Consider the following 19,228-nt stretch of genomic DNA (forward strand, 5'->3'; position numbering starts at 1 on the left):
TTATGTTTGGGTGCTTATTATTAAAATAAATTAAAATTTTCCGGTTTTCCGACCGAATCCCTAACCCGGGAGGTGTAACTAAAGTTTAGAATAAAGCGCAGATGGTTTCATCACAAACAAAATTATGGTAGCTCTTTACGTCAACCCCGCCACTGGCAATGATTTTAGTTCCGGGGAGTCGAATAAACCCTTTAAAACCCTAAAAAAAGCCCTTTCCCAAGCTCAGTCGGGAACCACAATTTATCTCGAACCCGGAACCTATAGTAGTTTAAGTGGTGAAGTGTTTCCCCTGACTGTCGCTTCTGGAGTCATCGTCATTGGCAATGAGTCCGGTAAAGGGAGTGGCATTTTAATCGAAGGCAATGGACTCCATAGCAGTAGTAGTGCGGGGAGTCAAAACATTACGATTTTGATGGAAGATAACGCCCAATTGCGAGGCGTCACCGTTACCAATATCCAAACCCGAGGGACGGGAGTTTGGATTGAATCCCAATCTCCAATCATTGCTAATTCTACCTTTACCCGATGCAAACGAGAAGGGATTTATGCCGTAGGTTCGGGAAATCCTCAAATTCTCAATAGTATTTTTGTGCAAAATGAAGGCTATGGAGTTTCCATTGAAGGGGATATCAAAGGAGAAATCGGAGGAAATACCTTTGAAAATACCGGATATGGGATTTCCCTGAAAAATCAGGCCGCTCCGTTAATTCGGGATAATGCCATTGTCGAAAACCGTTCCGGGATATTAATTGCCGGGGACTCCCAACCGATTCTGCGTCAAAACTTAATCGAACGCAATAGCGGGGATGGGGTGGTAATTATGAATCAAGCCACACCGGATTTAGGAACCGCCCAAACCCCCGGGGGAAATACGATTCGCAATAATGGCGGTTTTGATGTCCAGAATGCTGGAACTGCCAGCTTAACCTCCTTTGGAAATCTTCTTAGTCCTACTCGCGTTAAAGGAAATATACAAGTCGTGACTCAAAGCGTACCAACCGCCGCCTCTGCAACTCTGTTTGTTAATTCGGCCACAGGGAATGATTCAGCCTCTGGCGGGCAATCTACCCCCCTAAAAACCATTGCCAAAGCTATTAGTCAAGCCCAGTCGGGAACCCTGATTCAAGTCGCTCCCGGAAGCTATAACGCCACTACGGGAGAAGTATTTCCCCTGATTGTGCGCTCAGGAGTCACCATTGTTGGGAATGAGACGACCAAGGGCAAAGATGTGGTGATTCTGGGAAGTGGTCGCTTCAGTAGTCCCAGTTCGGCGGCCCAGAATGTGACGATTTTGATGGAAAATAACTCAACGGTGAAGGGGTTAAGCGTTACCAATGACCAAACCCGAGGAACGGGAATTTGGGTGGAATCGGTTTACTGTAATATCGGTAGTTGTACCCTGACCAAATCCAAACGGGAAGGGGTTTTTGCCACCGGAACGGCCATTGCTGCGGTGACGAATAGTGATTTTATCGAAAATGTGGGTAATGGAATTGCTTTAGGGGGGAATGCTAAGGGAGAAATTCGGGGAAATAAATTCCAAAATACCGGATATGCAATTTCTGTCCAAGCCCAAGCGTCGCCCTTAATTATTGAAAACGAAATTCTGGAAAATCGGTCTGGGATTGTGTTATCAGGACAGTCTAAACCGGTATTACGAAAAAATCAAATTAAGAAAAACCTGCAAGATGGTTTAACGGTAATTGCGGATTCTGCCCCCGATATGGGTAGCCCTCAAGATAATGGGGGGAATATATTTGTTGATAATGGCAAATATGATGTGCAGAATGCCAGTAAATTTACCTTAGTTTCCGTGGGAAATCAAATTAACCCGACCCGAACTTTGGGAAGTATTGAGTTTACCGCCAATCAAACCCCAACTCCTGGCCCAAGTCCCAGCCCAACCCCAACCCCCGGCGGCTCTACTCCCACCCCCACACCAACTCCGGTTCCCGGAGGGGCGAAATTCACCGATATTGGCTCCCATTGGGCGAGAACTTTTATAGAAAGGTTAGCGGATATGGGGATTATTAGCGGTTTCCCCGATGGTTCGTTTAAACCCGATGCCACCTTAACCCGCGCCCAACACGCGGCGATGTTAAAGTCGGCGTTTGAATTAACACCCATTCGGGAAGGAATTGTGTTTACTGATGTGGCGGCGGATTTTTGGGGAAAAGAGGCAATTGATAAAGCAAATCGGGCGGGTTTCCTATCAGGTTATCCCGATAAAACTTTCCGACCAAATCAAAATTTAACTCGGTCTCAAGCGGTTGTTTCCTTAATTAATGGGTTGAAATTAACCGGGGGAACATCTAATAGTTTGGGCGTTTATACTGACCGTGCTCAAATTCCGGCTTTTGCTACTAATGCAGTAATTACGGCGACGGAATTAAATATAGTGGTTAATTACCCGAAAAAGGAGGTTTTTAACCCGTTAAAAGATGTCACCCGTGGGGAAATTGCGGCGATTTTCTATCAAACTTTAGTGGCCGTTAATCGGGCGCAAGCTGTGGATTCTCCTTATATTGTTTAATTCCTAGAAACTGGGTTTCTAACAGAAACCCAGTTTCTAACACAACTGTGTAGATAAATAAGGTTAAATCAAGGAGATAAAAATATGGCAGCACTAATTTTAAATAATCCAGAAACTGCCCCGATTACCGATGAGCAATTTTATCAAATTTGTGTTGCCAACCGCGAATTAAAATTAGAACGAACCGCCAAAGGAGACTTAATTATTATGCCACCCACCGGAGGGGGAACTGGAAAACGAAACTCAGATATTAACCTAGATTTGGGTTTGTGGAATCGACAAACTCAATTAGGAATTGTCTTTGATTCTTCTACTTGTTTTAAACTTCCTCATGGTGGAGATCGTTCTCCAGATGCAGCTTGGATACCTCTAGCAAAATGGGAATCTCTCACCCCCGAACAGCAAGAGAAATTTCTGCCCATTTGCCCCGATTTTGTCATAGAATTGCGATCGCCTAGTGATTCTTTAAAGCCCCTACAAGATAAAATGCAGGAATATATTGATAATGGTTCTCGTTTAGGTTGGTTAATTAACCGCCAAAACCGTCAAGTCGAAATTTATCATCAAGGCAGAGAAAAAGAAATTTTAGAAAATCCAACCACATTATCAGGAGAAGATATTTTACCTGGATTTGTTTTAAATCTTTCATTAATTTGGTAATTCAGACTGCCCGCAGAAACGTATTCTTAGATTACGTTTCTGAGGATAAAGACCTAATTCCTTGCTGTAATACCTTTAGCCTATAACCCAAAGTTCCTGGTTGATCAACCTCTAAACTTTCAATCAGTTTGTCCAACAATAAATTTAACTCAACTCTAGTTTTTTCTTGAAGTATTCTATTAATATCTTGCCCCAGTAAGTAGATGTTGGCATCAAGAAAGTCAATTACTCCCCCTGCAAGTTCATCCACTAATTCTGTATATACACGATCTTCATCTTCGTACCTTGATAAGATAAATTCAATGTCTTCTAAATCTTTGTTAGTACGTTCTCCCCGATCTCCCCAAGCAAAAACTTTGAGAACGATAAAAGCTGGCGTATCAATCACTGGAATTTCTAAGTCATCAATACGAGCGGTTGTTGCAGATAAGAGAGCTTCAGAAAAACCTAAAACATTCATGGGGTTACGACTATCAGGCCAAACAATTTCTTGATTAGGCTCACCAATTTCTCCAAAGGGGACTATATCAACCTCAATATTGGTTTCTATATGAATAAATTTATGAGCATTTTTTGTGGGTTTAAAACGAGGAGAATTACCACCGATTAGATTGTTCTGAAGTTTTTCATAGGCTTCCCAACTCTCTATAGATATCGCCACATCCCAATCCTTAGTTCCCCTACCTTCCCCGAATTTCTGGTCAAAGATCAATAACCTAGCTCCCGCGCCAACCAGAATCATAGGTAACTCTAATGCACTGACTATATTTACTAAATCAGCCAAAACCTGCTTCTCTTTAGAACCAATCATTCTTTTGCGCTATCTCGTCAATATATCGATCATAAATCAGTTGAGCAGTTTCTTTTAATCGGCTATTACCCGTCCGTACTAACTCGGCGTGAATTAATAATGGATGAACAATATTCTTCAATCCTCCAAATTCGTTTTGATCATACTTGTCATGTCCAAAACTTTCAAGCAACGCAATACTTCCTTCAGGATCAGGTTTTAGCTTTAATTTAACTGCTATCTGGCGGTAATCAACATTTTCACCAAGATGCAGTATTGCACTAATGGGACGAAGATATTCAGTTAGAATTGAGGCGGCAAGCTCACCACCGATTAGATAGCCATATTGATCTGCGTATTTTTTAAGGTCATCTTCGATTTCTGAAAAATTCCGTTTTCCAATGGGACTAAATGTTCCGATTAGTAATTTTGAACGTAATGTTTCAGAGTATCCTAACTCCCACCTTTCAAGAAGTTTGACATAATCAATGATTTCGTATCTTCCGTGTTTGTAAGTTATGTAATCTAACTCGTGAAGTTTTTTTAGGGTGCTTTTCACCGTTTTTGTACTAACACCAGAAATGTAAGAAATTTGTTCAATATCATCCCCCTTTAAAGTATTGGGCTGGCTGAGTAAGGCATACATAACTTGCAAAGCAGTGCTAGTAATTTCTAAAGACTTATTTTTACTATCTTTTGAAGTCTGGTTACGAACTACTACATAAATTCCTGGGCTATTAAGATAAATATTTCCATCAACATCAATAAATTCAATATTTCTTTCTAAGAGTTGATCCACAACTAGATTAGACAAACTGCGTGTCACAAGTAGAGGTTTTTGACCGGGCTTTAGTCTGCCACCTAAATGAGTCAAATAATCTGCAACTTGTTCAACGACATCATTTGTGACACCCGTTTTAATTTCACAGACATAATTGACAGTATTATGAGAGTTGCTAATTGTTAGCTCTCCATCTGCCAAAACCTCACTAGAAAAATAAGATTCTCCTAGAGTTGCCTTAATATTAGGTAATGATTCAAGGTAGGCAAGACACTTTTGGAATAGTGGGTTTTTGGGAGGCATTGAACGATTCCCCAGATGACGCGACAAAGTTTAATTATATCTTTAGATGTGTATTTTCGTTGTTTTCAGTCTTCCGCCTGTATCCAATTCTAATAATAATTGAATCTTTTCCTTCTCTTTAGAATCAACTGTTTCCAACTCCCTAACAATATTAAAATCCTTACTAACCTTAGATAACTCTAATAAAGTCGGATCAATTCTATTTCTATATTTTTTTTCCTCATATAACCAGTTCAATATATCCGACAAGTGCCAGATAGAAGGAGTCCCACTATAGATAGGTTTTGGAGATTTTAGTTCATTTTTGACCAACAAATTGCGAATATTTTGCCGTGTACATCCGAGCAATTTAGCAACCTCGGTTAAACTAACAAAATCCGGGCTAACTTCAGTCAAAACTGCCTGGGGAATAGCCCGTTTAACATCCTGAATTGCGCTATAAACTGCTTTCCTAGCAGATGAAGATTCACGGATAAAATTGAGGGCAATTTTCCCCTTTTTACCAATTCCAATTAAGGCATCATCACAGCCTTCTGTTGCCAAACTCTCTAGGTAATTATCGAGATTGACGTGAGTATCTGGGAGATTAAAGTTTAAAATAAAATCATATTCTGACATCTTTTTATTTCTCCTCTTTCTGTTTTGTTTGATTATGAATAGTGCAGTTATCGATAACACGACGGATTAGTTTAGCATGATTGCCTGGATTTTTAGGGGTACTCCAAACACTGGCAATACAAAATTCTCCGCAGCGACAATCATTGTTATTATAAGGGCAGTAAATCTTTCCCCACGCATGAGAGCCACCCTCTACAATACGCCATCCATTTTGTTCAGCATACTTCAAGGCTGCTTCAATTTCTGGCTTAGAATGTTTTTTCCTAGACATAAAATTCCGAGCTTGTATTCACTATAGTTTATTCTGATAAAATTGTCAAGTGACAACTTATTATAACCTGGATGGAATGAGTCAAACTCTCTGTTATTTTTATAAGAAAATGTAAGTGTGGATGCTAGTTCGTGCGCGTTGCTGACTCACCCTACAATAGTTTAGAATGTCTATTATTGTGAAAAATTATGACTCATCCTCAAGTGATTTGTATTGGTGAAATATTGTTTGATCGGTTATCAAATGAATTAGGAAAACCCTTAGAAACCGTTAAATTTTGGACAGATTACCCCGGCGGTGCTCCGGCAAATACGGCTTGTGGATTAGTGAAATTAGGGATTCCTACGGCTTTTATAGGCTGTATTGGGGAAGATGCACCTGGAGGTCAATTAGTAGAATTATTAACTCAAACTGGGGTTAATATTGTCGGAGTTCAACGTCATTCTAACGCGCCGACTCGGATTGTTTATGTGGTTAGAGATGAAAAGGGCGATCGCAGTTTTGCAGGATTTGGAGCGCGAAAAACCACAGAATTTGCTGATACTTATTTACAATTAGAACAACTTCCAAGAGACTTATTTAAAACTGCACAATTTCTGGTTTTAGGGACATTAGAATTAGCCTATCAACACAGTCAAGAGGCTATATTAACAGCCCTTGAATTAGCTAAAAATTATAACGTTAAATTATTTATTGATATTAACTGGCGACCGATGTTTTGGCAAGATTGCGATCAAGCAATAGAACTCATTTTAAACTTTGTTCAAAATGCCGATTTTTTGAAATTAACCGGCGAAGAAGCAGAACTATTATTTAATACCATAGATCCAGTAGCGATCGCTAAACAGTTACAAATTCAAGGAGTATTTGTCACCGCCGGAGAAAGGGGTTGTACCTATTATTTAGCGGGAAATTATGGGAAAATACCCGCATTTTCTGTTAATGTGGTCGATACAACCGGAGCCGGAGATGGTTTTACCGCCGGAATTCTTCATCAATTCTGTAAATTAGGAATAGAATCAATTAATCATGCCAAAATAGCTGAACAAATAGTTAGGTTTGCTAGTGCCGTAGGAGCATTAACCACAACAAAACCAGGTGCTATTTCAGCCCAACCCAACTTAACAGAAGTTGAAACTTTTTTAGATCGATTCTGGGATAATCTGAATTAATCCCCTTAAAACATAGAGATTTTGAGATTATTCAAAGGTTATTAGCTAGGTTTCTTAACCCGATAGTTCAGGGTAACAAACTTCTAATTCCCCATCCCGCAAAAACACCGGCAAAAAATGCCCAAATTTGCCCGCTTTTAACGATATGGTTCCAGGTTCTGACGAAATCGCCAATAATATCCACATTCACTTGTTGAGCTAAAATTGTTCCGTGGGCGAACAAATTTAAACCGTGATCAAGAAAATGAAACCCGTCAAGAGGATTCAGTATTAGAACAATCATCATTATCGCCGACCTTGCTAGATTTTACTTGCAATACCACGAGGGTCATATCATCCCCATTTCGGTTTTCTGCACCAATAAATTGTTGAACTTGTTCAAATAAATAATCCAAAATCGCCTGGGGATTTCTACAATTCTGACACGCCCAATGAAATGCTTGACTAAGATTTTCCTCATCGAAGCGATCGCCCCGTTGATTCATCGCATCCGTAAATCCATCGGTATAATAAATAATTGTATCCCCGGGATAAAGTTGGATTTTATCTTCATAGTAGCGACTATCCGCATCTAACCCAATCAACATTCCCAATGTATCCAACCTTCTAATCGTATTCGTTGCCCTGTGCCATAATAACGGGGGATGGTGGGCTGCGTTGCTATAGGACAACATTCGAGTTGCCGGATCATATTCCGAATAAAATAACGTCACAAAGCGGTTAGAATTTTCCAAATCCGCATACATAACCTGATTCAAATGTCCCAAAATCAAGGAGGGAGAATGGCGGTTTAACACCTCTGCCCTTAACATTCCCCTGGTCATGGTCATAATCAAACCCGCCGGAACGCCTTTACCCATGACATCGCCAATCACAATACTCCAGCGTTCATCGGTATAGACAGAAAGATGATCACTACGTTTGTCAAAATTAGAGGGAATAAAATCATAATAATCCCCGCCCACTCGGTTCGCGGTTTGACATTTGGCGGCAATATCTAAACCTGGAATGGTGGGGCATTTTCGAGGAAATAATTGTAACTGAATTTCCGCCCCAATTTCTAATTCCCGATCTAACCGTTCTTTTTCCCGTAGGGAAGTTGCTAACTCATCATTGGCAATGGCAACAGCCGTTTGATCCGCCACCAACCGGATTAATTTTTGTCGGGTCGGTGTCCAAACATAATTGACATCATGACTAAAAACATATAACCGTCCCCGCTCGATATTATTCACCAAAATCGGTGTCCCGAATAACTGTACATCGGGGCCAAGATAGCGACTAACTTGATAATCTAAATTGGCTGTATAGGTTTGTAAGGCAGATTCCGAGAGGTCTTCTAACCTTCCTGTGGTTGAGAAGGCGGTAATTTGTCGGGTTACGGCTTCGATCGCTTGCCGAATATCCTGACATTGGCGTCCTTCCTGACAATGGAGCCGTTGAAACCGGACTTGTCCATTAGGTTTAAATAATACCAAAGCCCCCCCATCGGAATCCGTCACCCGACTAGCGACCAGGGGAGTTAACTCTAAAAATTGATTCAGGTTGTTGAAGCTACGCAGGGCATACCCCAAGGAACTTAACAACTCGTTCACATTTTGCTGTTCTCGATGCAAACGCGCCACCATTTCCTTGAGGGCAAAAACTGGCGTCGTTTCTGGTGTTGCAGAACCCGTAATCGAGTCAGCAAATTGATCAGAGCGTCTAGGGAGGGGCAAGGCTGTCATCTAAAACCTCACGGGGGAAAGGAAGGGGAGCAGGGGGGGCAGGGGAGGCAGGGGAGGCAGGGGAGGCAAACGATTCCCGATTCCCGATTCCCGATTCCCGATTCCCGATTCCCGATTCCCGATTCCCTGTTCCCTGTTCCCGATTCCCGATTCCCGATTCCCGATTCCCGATTCCCGATTCCCGATTCCCTATTCCCTATTCCGGTGTTCGGATAAATAAAGGACGGGGGGTATTTGCGATTTAGCCACTGAGGAGGGCTTCGATAAACTCGTAGCTGGAAAAGGGACGTAAATCTTCGATACTTTCCCCAACTCCGATAAACCGAATCGGTAAGCCGAGTTGCTGGACAATCGCTAGGGCAACACCACCTTTAGCAGTTCCATCGAGTTTTGTCAAGACTACCCCACTTAATTGAGCCACTTCTGAAAAAACTTCGGCTTGGCGTAAACCATTTTGACCCAGGGTAGAATCCAATACTAACAAAGATTGGATTTTGGCGGATGGAGCGCGCTTATCAATGACTCGACGAATTTTATTGAGTTCCTCCATTAAATTCTTTTTATTTTGCAAGCGCCCGGCTGTATCAATAATTAACAATTCCGTATTGCGAGAGCGGGCCGCTTCGATCGCATCATAAACCACCGCCGCCGGGTCGGTATTTTTTCCCGGGTTCGCCACGACTTCTACACCCGTGCGTTCTCCCCAGACCTTCACCTGATCAACGGCCGCCGCCCGAAAAGTATCCCCGGCGGCGATTAAACAACGATAACCGGATTTTTGGGCTAAATGTGCGATTTTGCCAATTGTAGTGGTTTTACCCGCCCCATTGACTCCAGTAATTAACCAAATATTTAAGGTATCTTTTTCCGGTGCGAAGCTGATAGGATAGCCCTGGGAAAAGGGTTCTTCTAAAATTCCTCTTAATATTTGTTTCAGATAGGCGATCGCCTGTTCTGGGGGCAGGGCTTCTTGACGGAGTTTATTTTGTAGGGCTTCAATGACGCGATCAGTTGCTGCCACCCCGACATCGGCCTGTAAGAGCATGGATTCAATTTCATCAACGGCCTGTTGATTTAATGGCCCCTGACCGACAATGGCTTTTAATTGGTTGAGTAAGTTGCGCCGTGTCCGTCCTAGGGCTTTCCAGAGTTTTTGTAACCAGGTAATTTCTTCTAGGGCCACTTGATCGGGACGCCGACCTTGATCAGCTAAGACCTGAGCCGACCACATAAAGATCTCATCAAACACCATTCCCGCTTCCCCAGAGGCTGTTTCGCTGGTTTCGGGTTCCGGTTCAATGGCGGTTTCTTTCAGTCGTTCTAGGCGGGTTTGACGTTCTGTGGTGGATGCAGCCCAGAAGGGAGCAGGGGGAGCAGGGGAGGCAGGGGGAGCAGGGGAGGCAGGGGAGGCNTGGCTTCTACAGGGGTTTCTACAGCCGTTTCCACCTCTGGAGTTTCATCGGTTAAAACCGTCTGTTCAACTTCGGGTTCAACTTCGGGTTCCAGTTGTTGTTGTTTTTGAATATTTTTATAAGCTGCTTTTGCCCACTGTAAATAATCCTCAGAAATTTGAGGTTTTTCTTCAGAAATATCAGCAATTTCCGCCGGTTGATCTACCTTGACGGGTTCAGATTGAACCTCCTTTTCCGGTTCTTGATTCTGATCGTTTTTTTCATTAAATTGACGACGAAACCAATTGAATACCATAGTTTTTTTAAATATTAGTTATTAAGGAGCACCGGGAGGCAGGGGAGGTAAACTCTTTCTAAACCCATTACCCATTACTTATTACCCATTACCTATTACCTGTTCCCTGTTCCCTGTTCCCTGTTCCTCAGCTTTTAATTTATCGACAAATCGACGGAGAACGCCATTAACAAAGCGATAACTTTCTTCATCGCTGTAGCGTTTTGCCAGTTCAATAGCTTCATTAATTGCCACTTGTTCTTTTAAATCTAAATACATTAATTCGGCAACGGCGATGCGGAGAATATCGCGATCTATGCGGGGGAGTCGGTTGAGTTGCCAATCTACCAAGACATCGGTTAATAACTGATCAATTTCAGCTTTATGGGTATTAACTTGAATCAGAATATCAAGGGCATAATTACAGACTTCTTGTTGATTGGCTAATTGTACCAATTCCGGTAATTCAATGGCGGTACTTAAACGATTAATTGCCCCTTGAACTAATTCAATGGCTTCATAAACCATTGTTCTGGCACTTTGTAAATCATTGGCTCGAATTTGGCTACTTAAAAGGCGATCGCTACTCCGTTGTAGTTCAGAAACCGCCGTTTCTAAAGACTCCTGACCTTCAGCCGTTAACGTCCTGACGGCGGCAATTAAAACATCATGTAATTCTTGAGTTTCTAGGCGCTCTGAAGTCGCAGGAAGTTGGCTAATTCCAAGTAAAGCGAGTTCACGAGCAGTACGACGGGCTTGCATAAGTTTAAGAATTTAAGAATAAAGATTGTCCGTTTAATTTTCGCTGACCCCAATGCCCTCATCTTCCAGGACAATAACTGGAATTTTATTTTCGCCGTTAACCATCGATTCTAATGGGAGTTCAGATTTAGGGCTAAGGGCTTTCACCGTCGTTGAAGACGTTGTATTGACAATTCCACCCGATACGATAATTTTAAACGCATCTTCTACCGAGAGGGTCAGGTTGATGATCTCGCGCTGTGGAACAATAGCATACCATCCACTGGTGGGGTTCGGGGTCGTGGGAATAAACACACTAACCACTTCCTCAGACAATTTAGACCGCATATCATCGCTCACCGACCCGGTAACAAAAGCCAGTGACCAAAGACCTCGACGGGGATATTCTACTAAGACAACACGACTGAATTTATCATTAGAATCTCGTAAAAGGGTTTCTAAAAGTTGTTTCAGGGTTTTGTAAACCGAACCCGCTAGGGGAATGGCTTGTAAGATTTTTTCACCAAAGCCCAAAAGCCATTGTCCCGCGATATTCCGGGCCATCAAACCAATAAATAAAATCCCCGATAGGGGTACAGCTAACCCGACCAAAACATTTAGTAGGTTAACTAAAATCGGATGCAAACCATCAAAGGGATTAATTTGCTTAGGAATACGGGTCAGAAACTCAATTACGGAACTGGAGATGGTGATGGTTAACCAAATCGTGGTTGCTAGGGGAATCACGACTAACAGACCTGCAATTAAGTCATTTTTTAAGTCCTGCTTCAAGCGTTGGAACACAGAGCGTCCAGTCTCCTTTTTTTCTTGGGTGTTTCTTTTTCCTATTATTAACGATTATCGGTCTTTTGGGTCTTTGCCGCGATCTATCTTGATGGGGAGATCAATGACCAAAGGTCAACTGTCGAATCTGTTGAAATTGAAAATCCCGGGCTAAAGTCCTCAGACTGGTGGCTAAGGCTTGATGTTCGGAGGGAATTTGTTGGACTAAATGCAGAACTTCTTCTTCATCACAGAGGAGACAGGCTTCCTGTAGGGCGATAATCCATTCCTTCGACATCACTAACAGACTTTCAGGGGTTAAGGGCTGGTTAACCGAAGATGAAAGAATAGAGGAACCGGGAGCAGAAGTGGTGGAGTCTGCATAGACATATTTTAATTTCAAATATTCAGCCATTGTACTGAATAGTTCATCTTCTTGGAAAGGTTTACTCAAGTAGTCATTACATCCCGCCGATAAAGCTAAGTTGCGATCAGTTTTGGAAGCATAGGCGGTTAAGGCAATAATCACAGTATTTTCACCCTTTACACTGGCACGAATTCGTTGAGTCGCCTCATAACCATTCATAATCGGCATTCTAATATCCATCCAAATCAAATGGGGCTGCCATTCTTGCCATAAATGCAGAGCTTCTTGTCCATTTTCAGCCTCTTTAACCTGTAGACCGATTTGAGTTAATAATTTGATCATCAGTTGGCGATTTTCGGGTTGATCATCCACCACTAAAATTTTATATTCTGGTTGACCTGGAGCTAAACTTAAGACCTGGCGACTAATTTCTGGGGATTGAATTTGGCTTCTCTGGGTCACTAAGATGGGAATTTCAAACCAAAATATACTCCCGACCCCCTGGGTACTTTTCACCCCCAAATTTCCCCCGATTAACTCAACGAATTTCCGCGTAATTGTTAATCCTAAACCTGTCCCTTCTAGGGCTTTCTTACCCGATTGACTTTGAATAAAAGCATCAAAAATATGATTCAATTCCGCTTCAGCAATTCCCACTCCCGTATCCTCAATTTCAAATCTAAGAATTAGGTTTTGACCTTGACCGTTGAGGAGTGAGGGTTGGCTATTTACTATTGACCTTTGAACTCTAGCGATTGAAGATTGATATCCCCCTGCCTTCCCTACTCCCCCTGCTCCCCTGCCCCCCCTTCTCCCCTGCTCCCCTACTCCCCCCTGAACCCAAGATACAGTTAAATTCACACTACCTTTCTGGGTAAATTTAATCGCATTTCCTAAAATATTAATTAAAATTTGGCGAAGTTTATTGGGATCTGTGATGATATATTGAGGAACATTCGGTTGAATATTCAGACAAAATTTTAATCCTTTGGTTTCTACTCGTAAACGGAACATCTCCCAAATGGATAAAATTAAATAATTCAGATCAAAGGTACTTTCGTCGAAGGTCATCCGCCCAGCTTCTATTTTGGATAAATCTAAAACATTATTGATTAAATGGAGCAGATAATCACCACTGCGACGAATAATTTCTAAATTTTCTTGTTGATAGGTAGGAAGGGCGGAATCATGGCTCATTAGTTGAGCAAATCCCAAAATTGCATTTAAAGGAGTTCTTAACTCATGACTCATATTGGCAATAAAAATACTTTTAGTTTTATTCGCAACTTCGGCGGATTCTTTGGCTTTTTGCAGTTCTAATTCTACTTGTTTGCGATCGCTAATATCTAAAACCGTACCAAACAGTTGTACAATATTTCCTTGCTCATCTCTGACTCCTTCTCCCCGAACTTCTAAATATCGAATTGAACCATCGGTGCGAATAATACGATAATCGAGTTCATAGGAAATTCCCGATTGAATGGCTTGTTTAACATGATGTTCAATATTCCGAAGATCTTCAGGATGAACATACTGTAAATACTCCACATAACTCGATTCAGTCTGGGATTTTTCCAATCCGAAAATCCTTAACATTTCCTCTGACCAACTCATTTTCTGAGTGGCGACATCAAATTTCCAATTGCCAATATGAGCAATGCGTTGAGCTTCCACTAATGCTTCCTCACTTTGTCGCAATTTTTCTTCAGCAATTTTTAGTTCTGTTAAATTTCTAATACTAATCACAACTCCAGAAATATTCTGATTTAATTCATAATAAGGTGCGTAAGTAATACTCAAAAATTGATGTTTTAGACAGGGTAAATCTGACCAACAATGGTAGTGAATCACTTCTCCTTCTAAACACTTTTCTAAGTTGGGTTTCATAATCTGTTCAAATTGGTCTTGACCGACAAAATCCATCACTGGACGACCCATTAATGCTTCTAAAACTTGATGATAAAGATTCAAATAAGCCGGGTTTGCTAACTGATAGCTATAATTCCGATCAATTAAACAAATTTGATCCGTTGTTGCCGCCACAATTCTCTCATAACGGCGTAAGGCTTCCTCCGTCCGTTTGCGTTCACTAATATCTTCACAAATTCCCATAGCGGCAATAATTTGACCTTGGGAATTCCTCACTAAAGCGGTCGATAAACTAATATCAATTAAAGATCCATCTTTGCGTAGACGTTTGGTTTCCACTTGGCTTAAAGTATTAGTTAAAAAAGTATTTTCCACTATTTGTTGAAATTCTTCTTGAGAATCCATCGGAATCATCGGTAATTTTTTGCCCATTACTTCCTGAAAATTCCAACCAAAAATCTTTTCCGCCGCCGGATTCCAGACTAATATATTACCATTATGATCAATGACATCAATCGCAACGGGAGCCGCTTGAATGGTTGCTTGTAATAAGTCATTAATCGCTTGTAAAGTGGCTTCAGTTTGTTTACGTTCCGTAATATCTTGATAAACTGTTAAAAATAGTTCTCCCCATTCATCTTCTAATAATACTGTTGAAATCAACAGGGTTTTGGTTTCTCCTAGTTTAGTAATAATCGTGGTTTCAATATTATGTAAATTCCCTTGATGAATCACCTGTTGTAACCGTTCCCCCGCCCGTTGATAAGCTAGATTATTAGGATAAAGTAACCGCATAAAATCGGGATGACTTTCCGTGTCTTCTAAACCATATCCAGTGATTATTTCCATTTGAGAATTAAAGATTAAAAATTCTCCTTTAGAATTACTTAATGTAATCCCGTTGCCAATAGTTTCAATCACCGTTTGTAAGCGTCTTTGGGTAATTTGAAGTTCAGATTGGGCTTTTTTGCGATCATTAATATCAACCCAATATCCCACAATTTCTAAGGGTTGACCTTTTTTATCTCTAACTAATCGCATTTGCATATCTAACCAATGATAGGTATGATCTGCGTGTAGAAATCGATATTCATAATTAAAGACATCCCGCTTTAAAATATGCTCTAATCCTGAACGTAAAAGTTTGATATCATCAGGATGGACATGGTGTAACCAAAAACCAGGATTTCTGATAAATTCATGGGCGTAATAACCCAATAAACGATGGACATTATCACCGATAAAAGTAATTTGATACTCTCCCTCTTGTTGACAACTAAAAATCACAGCCGGACTAACGGTAAGTAAATATTGTAACCGCTCACTTACAGACCGTAATTCCAATTCCACTCGTTTCCGTTCAGTAATATCTAATAACACTCCACCAACACCAGAAGCACTACTATTAATATTAGTAGATAGGGGAAAAAATGAAGCCATCCAATAACTACGAACCCCGGAATAAGTATATTCACCACTAATTTCTAAATCTAAAATTGGCTCTCCTTTACTTAATACTTCATCACAGACAAATTCTAAAATTGTGGTATATTCAGAAAATACATCTTGAATCGATTGACCAATATGAGTATGAGCCGGAATTCGGTGCATTTTGGCGATTGAATCATTAACTTTAATAAACTTTTTTTGATCATCTAAAATTAATAATCCGGCGGGAGCGCAAGCAAAAAAAGCATCCAACCAGGATTCTCGTTGAGCTAATTCTTGTTCTAGGATTTGGCGTTCCGTAATATCTCGTGCTTCGGCAATTAAAAGTTTAATATTTCCGGCTCCATCTAATAAGGGACGGAGGGAAAAATCAATGGTTGTAATTTGATTTCCTTGACCTAAAATATCAATTTCATAGCGAATAAATTCTCCCCTAGCAGCCCGAACAATTGTGTCTTGGAGTTGGGTTTGAACATCGGGGGAAATTGTCCACCAGTGTTCTTCCCAAAAGGGTCGATTTACGACCTCTTGCAGTTGTAAACCGGAAAAGTCTAAAGCAGTTTGATTAAGTTCTAAAATCACGCCTTCACAGGTTAATAGTCCCATGAATTGGAAGGTTTGATTAAAAATCCCTCGAAAACGGGTTTCACTGTCTCTGAGGGCTGCTTCTGCCTGTTTGCGGTCAGTAATTTCAGCCACCACTACTCCTAGAGCCATGGGTTTTTGAGAGTGTGAATTGATCGGAAAATAGGAGACTAACCAGGTGCGATTAATCCCGGGTTGTTTGGGGGTTTCTCCGGTGATTTCAACGGACAAAATTGTTTTCCCGGTATTCAAAACTTCTTGGAATATCTTTTCTTGTTGAATGGCGATTTGAGGTATGATATCTAAGGGGGTTTTACCAATATGATCTGCCACGCAAACCCCGTTAATATCTGCCAGGGCTTGATTAATAAAAGTAAACTTGAGTTCCGTATCCAGAATGGTCATTCCTACGGGTGCGCTGGTAATAAAAGCATCTAATAATTGTTGTTTTTGGAGTAATTCTTCTTCCAGTTTTTTACGGTGAGTGATATCTTGAACTTGGGTAATAAAATATAAGGGATTTGCTTGATGATCTCGAACAATAGTGGCATTAAGTAAAGTCCAAATAATCTGTCCTTGTTTATGAATATATCGTTTCTCAATCTGATAGGTTTGGATTTGATTATTTAATAGGCTATGAAGATACTGGGTATTTGTCACTAAATCATCGGGATGGGTAACGGTTTGAAAACTTAAATTTAGTAATTCTGATTGAGTATAGCCGACAATTTCACATAGGGCTTGATTAACCCGTAACCACTGACCATTTAGACCCAAAATTGCCATACCAATTGAGGCACTTTCAAAGGTACTTCTAAATTGTTCTTCACTTTGGCGCAGATGGGTTTCTCGTTTATAGATGAATAAAATTAAGCCACTCAAAATTAAAATAATAATGTTATAAATCAGATAAACTAGAATATAATCGGTAAAAATAAATTGACTAATACCACTGGCAAAGATCATAAATCCTAAACAAAAAATTAATACATTAATCGGGATATGAAAAACTTTTAGATCTGCTAAAAACTGAGTAGGATTTGATGAAAATGATCGTTTATTACTCATCAGAACACCTGCCATTTTTGGTGATTATGGTTAGAATTATCTGAGTGAAAAAATCCGTTAAAATTAAAAATAACAGACAATATTTTTACCTTTATTTTTGGCTTGATATAGGGCTTGATCTGCCTTTTTAATTAATATTTGTGGCGCTTCAGCCTCCAGAGGAATTAAACTACTAACCCCTAAACTTAGGGTAATTACACCCTGTCCAGGGGATGTTTCATGGCATAATTGCAAATTATAAACGGAGTCTCGAATGGTTTCTGCCACTTGTATCGCCCCGGTTAGGGAGGTATTCGGAAGAATCACGGCAAATTCTTCCCCCCCATAACGGGCTACTAAATCCGCAGGACGTTTGAGAGTTTGATGAAGGGCACGGGCAACTTGTTTTAAACAATCATCCCCGGCTAAATGACCATAGGTATCGTTATATAATTTGAAATAGTCAATATCAGCTAAAATCAGAGAGAGGGGCAGTTTTTCCCGTCGAAGTCTTAGCCATTCTTGTTCTAAAACTTGATCAAATCTTCGCCGATTTGCTACTTGAGTTAAACCGTCTAAATTAGCTAGATTTTCTAATTCTTGATTAACTTGGTGTAGTTGTTGATAGAGTTGGGATTGTTCGATCGCGATCGCTAATTGATCCGTGACCACTACAGCTAATTCTACATCGGTTTCTGACCAGGGAATAGAGTAATGTCGAACAATACTTAAACTTCCCCAAGCATCTCCATCAGAATAGACAGGAATTGGCAACCAAATCCTGGAATATTGTTCTATTAAATCCTGATTAAAGGGATCAATAACTGTTTCTGGATCTTTAACACAAAAGGTTTGTAATAATTGTAGACGTTCTGTTAATAAACAACTAGAATTAGATAATTTATTATTGATTAATTTAGCCAGATCAGAATTGGGGGAATATTCAACAACGGGTTGCCAGCTATTGGATTGAGATAAATATTGAACAATCGCCACCCAGTCGGCTTGTAACAGTTGACCAATTTCGGTGACCGCCGTGGAAAATACGGTTGATATTTCGAGGGAATTACGAATCGCCCGAATGACTCGATTCAAGGCTTGTTCCCGTTGATATTGTAACCTTAAAGCCTCTTGAGCCTGTTCCCGTTCTAAAATTTCTAGCTCCAGTTGTTTTTTGTGCCATTGAATGGTGAGTTGATTTTTTACCCGAGCCAACACTTCTTCAACCTGAAAAGGTTTAGTAATATAATCTGAACCTCCTACACTAAATGCTTTGACTTTATCTAAGCCATCACTCAAAGCACTGAGAAAGATAATCGGAATATCCCGAGTTATAATATCCTCCTTTAAGATTTGACACACTTGATAACCCGACAAATCGGGCATAAGAATATCTAGTAAAATCAAGTCGGGAGGACTCTTTTGAATGGTCTCCAGAGCCTCGTAACCATTACTAACAGCTCGAACTTTATAGCCATTTTCTCGAAGGAGATTGACTAACAGCCTCAAATTCGCTAGTGTATCATCAATAACTAGCAAATCTGCCCTAGGTGTAAAATTATAAGATACATACATTCGCGCTAGTTCAGCTAACATAATAAACCTCAGATTAAACTGTCATTAATCCGCTGGTCTGAGATTACTCTCTATTATACCCAGATTAGAGACCCTGGTTTTATTTATTCTATCTCAATCTGTTCTGAACACAAGCAAAGTTAATCATTCTCCAAGATTAAACCGGAGTAGATTTTTCAAGCAAATTTATTTAGTTTAAACCGAAAAATTGTCAATAAAAACTCGGGAAGCCAATAAAAGTTTGAATTTCTTAATGATTTGTTATATTTTG

Annotated in this window: 12 protein-coding genes and 1 pseudogene; 3 read left to right on the forward strand and 10 right to left on the reverse strand. The window is 40.4% G+C overall.

From position 1 onward, the window contains the following. Positions 1 to 124: 124 nt before the first annotated feature. On the forward strand, positions 125 to 2,533 hold the full coding sequence (locus PL11201_RS12655; RefSeq protein ID WP_079679131.1) for a DUF1565 domain-containing protein: 2,409 nt from the start codon (positions 125 to 127) through the stop codon (positions 2,531 to 2,533). A gap of 84 nt (positions 2,534 to 2,617) precedes the next feature. After that, complete coding sequence (locus PL11201_RS12660; protein WP_079679133.1) at positions 2,618 to 3,193, forward strand: Uma2 family endonuclease; 576 nt, start codon at positions 2,618 to 2,620, stop codon at positions 3,191 to 3,193. A gap of 31 nt (positions 3,194 to 3,224) precedes the next feature. On the opposite strand, the gene PL11201_RS12665 is transcribed toward PL11201_RS12660, so the two are convergent. Genes PL11201_RS12665 through PL11201_RS12680 form a run of 4 tightly spaced genes read right to left on the reverse strand, consistent with a single transcriptional unit; the run spans position 3,225 to position 5,956 of the window. After that, positions 3,225 to 4,004, reverse strand: coding sequence for a hypothetical protein (locus tag PL11201_RS12665; RefSeq protein ID WP_079679135.1), 780 nt, complete (start codon positions 4,002 to 4,004; stop codon positions 3,225 to 3,227). After that, entirely contained in the window at positions 3,991 to 5,067 is a 1,077-nt protein-coding gene (locus tag PL11201_RS12670) for a type IV toxin-antitoxin system AbiEi family antitoxin (protein WP_079679137.1), read from the reverse strand. The genes PL11201_RS12665 and PL11201_RS12670 overlap by 14 nt, the downstream gene beginning before the upstream one ends. Positions 5,068 to 5,109: 42 nt before the next feature. Next, positions 5,110 to 5,685: a helix-turn-helix transcriptional regulator gene (locus tag PL11201_RS12675; RefSeq protein ID WP_079679139.1), complete on the reverse strand. Its 576-nt coding sequence runs from the start codon at positions 5,683 to 5,685 to the stop codon at positions 5,110 to 5,112. 4 nt (positions 5,686 to 5,689) lie between these two features. Further along, positions 5,690 to 5,956 carry a hypothetical protein gene (locus PL11201_RS12680; protein ID WP_079679140.1) on the reverse strand — a complete coding sequence of 89 codons (267 nt, stop codon included), beginning with the start codon at positions 5,954 to 5,956 and terminating at the stop codon, positions 5,690 to 5,692. Between the two features lie 188 nt (positions 5,957 to 6,144). On the opposite strand from PL11201_RS12680, the gene PL11201_RS12685 reads away from it, so the two are divergent. Then, a complete protein-coding gene (locus tag PL11201_RS12685; RefSeq protein WP_079679142.1) occupies positions 6,145 to 7,128 on the forward strand; it encodes a carbohydrate kinase family protein in 984 nt (327 codons plus the stop codon). Positions 7,129 to 7,382: 254 nt separating this feature from the next. Here PL11201_RS12685 and PL11201_RS12695 read toward each other — a convergent pair whose 3' ends face one another. The 6 genes and pseudogenes from PL11201_RS12695 to PL11201_RS12725 all read right to left on the reverse strand — a co-directional run bounded on the left by PL11201_RS12695 (position 7,383) and on the right by PL11201_RS12725 (position 18,978). Then, positions 7,383 to 8,855 (reverse strand): GAF domain-containing SpoIIE family protein phosphatase, encoded by a 1,473-nt coding sequence (locus PL11201_RS12695; RefSeq protein WP_079679145.1) that lies wholly within the window; start codon positions 8,853 to 8,855, stop codon positions 7,383 to 7,385. Positions 8,856 to 9,096: 241 nt separating this feature from the next. After that, a pseudogene (ftsY, locus tag PL11201_RS12705) lies at positions 9,097 to 10,562 on the reverse strand (signal recognition particle-docking protein FtsY). Between the two features lie 81 nt (positions 10,563 to 10,643). Next, entirely contained in the window at positions 10,644 to 11,303 is a 660-nt protein-coding gene (gene nusB / locus PL11201_RS12710) for a transcription antitermination factor NusB (protein ID WP_079679147.1), read from the reverse strand. A gap of 33 nt (positions 11,304 to 11,336) precedes the next feature. After that, a complete protein-coding gene (locus PL11201_RS12715) occupies positions 11,337 to 12,086 on the reverse strand; it encodes a DUF502 domain-containing protein (protein ID WP_079679149.1) in 750 nt (249 codons plus the stop codon). Positions 12,087 to 12,186: 100 nt separating this feature from the next. Further along, positions 12,187 to 17,403, reverse strand: coding sequence for a PAS domain S-box protein (locus tag PL11201_RS12720; protein WP_159451538.1), 5,217 nt, complete (start codon positions 17,401 to 17,403; stop codon positions 12,187 to 12,189). A gap of 63 nt (positions 17,404 to 17,466) precedes the next feature. Beyond that, a complete protein-coding gene (locus PL11201_RS12725; protein WP_079679153.1) occupies positions 17,467 to 18,978 on the reverse strand; it encodes a GGDEF domain-containing response regulator in 1,512 nt (503 codons plus the stop codon). Between the last annotated feature and the right edge of the window lie 250 nt (positions 18,979 to 19,228).

It is taken from the genome of Planktothrix sp. PCC 11201 (assembly GCF_900009135.1).
Taxonomy (GTDB): Bacteria; Cyanobacteriota; Cyanobacteriia; order Cyanobacteriales; family Microcoleaceae; genus Planktothrix.

Bases quoted from the DNA above. Each gene is read 5' to 3' on its own strand.
- PL11201_RS12655 (WP_079679131.1), top strand. From the start codon at position 125: ATGGTAGCTCTTTACGTCAACCCCGCCACTGGCAATGATTTTAGTTCC.
- PL11201_RS12660 (WP_079679133.1), top strand. From the start codon at position 2,618: ATGGCAGCACTAATTTTAAATAATCCAGAAACTGCCCCGATTACCGAT.
- PL11201_RS12665 (WP_079679135.1), bottom strand. From the start codon at position 4,004: ATGATTGGTTCTAAAGAGAAGCAGGTTTTGGCTGATTTAGTAAATATA.
- PL11201_RS12670 (WP_079679137.1), bottom strand. From the start codon at position 5,067: ATGCCTCCCAAAAACCCACTATTCCAAAAGTGTCTTGCCTACCTTGAA.
- PL11201_RS12675 (WP_079679139.1), bottom strand. From the start codon at position 5,685: ATGTCAGAATATGATTTTATTTTAAACTTTAATCTCCCAGATACTCAC.
- PL11201_RS12680 (WP_079679140.1), bottom strand. From the start codon at position 5,956: ATGTCTAGGAAAAAACATTCTAAGCCAGAAATTGAAGCAGCCTTGAAG.
- PL11201_RS12685 (WP_079679142.1), top strand. From the start codon at position 6,145: ATGACTCATCCTCAAGTGATTTGTATTGGTGAAATATTGTTTGATCGG.
- PL11201_RS12695 (WP_079679145.1), bottom strand. From the start codon at position 8,855: ATGACAGCCTTGCCCCTCCCTAGACGCTCTGATCAATTTGCTGACTCG.
- nusB (WP_079679147.1), bottom strand. From the start codon at position 11,303: ATGCAAGCCCGTCGTACTGCTCGTGAACTCGCTTTACTTGGAATTAGC.
- PL11201_RS12720 (WP_159451538.1), bottom strand. From the start codon at position 17,403: ATGAGTAATAAACGATCATTTTCATCAAATCCTACTCAGTTTTTAGCA.
- PL11201_RS12725 (WP_079679153.1), bottom strand. From the start codon at position 18,978: ATGTTAGCTGAACTAGCGCGAATGTATGTATCTTATAATTTTACACCT.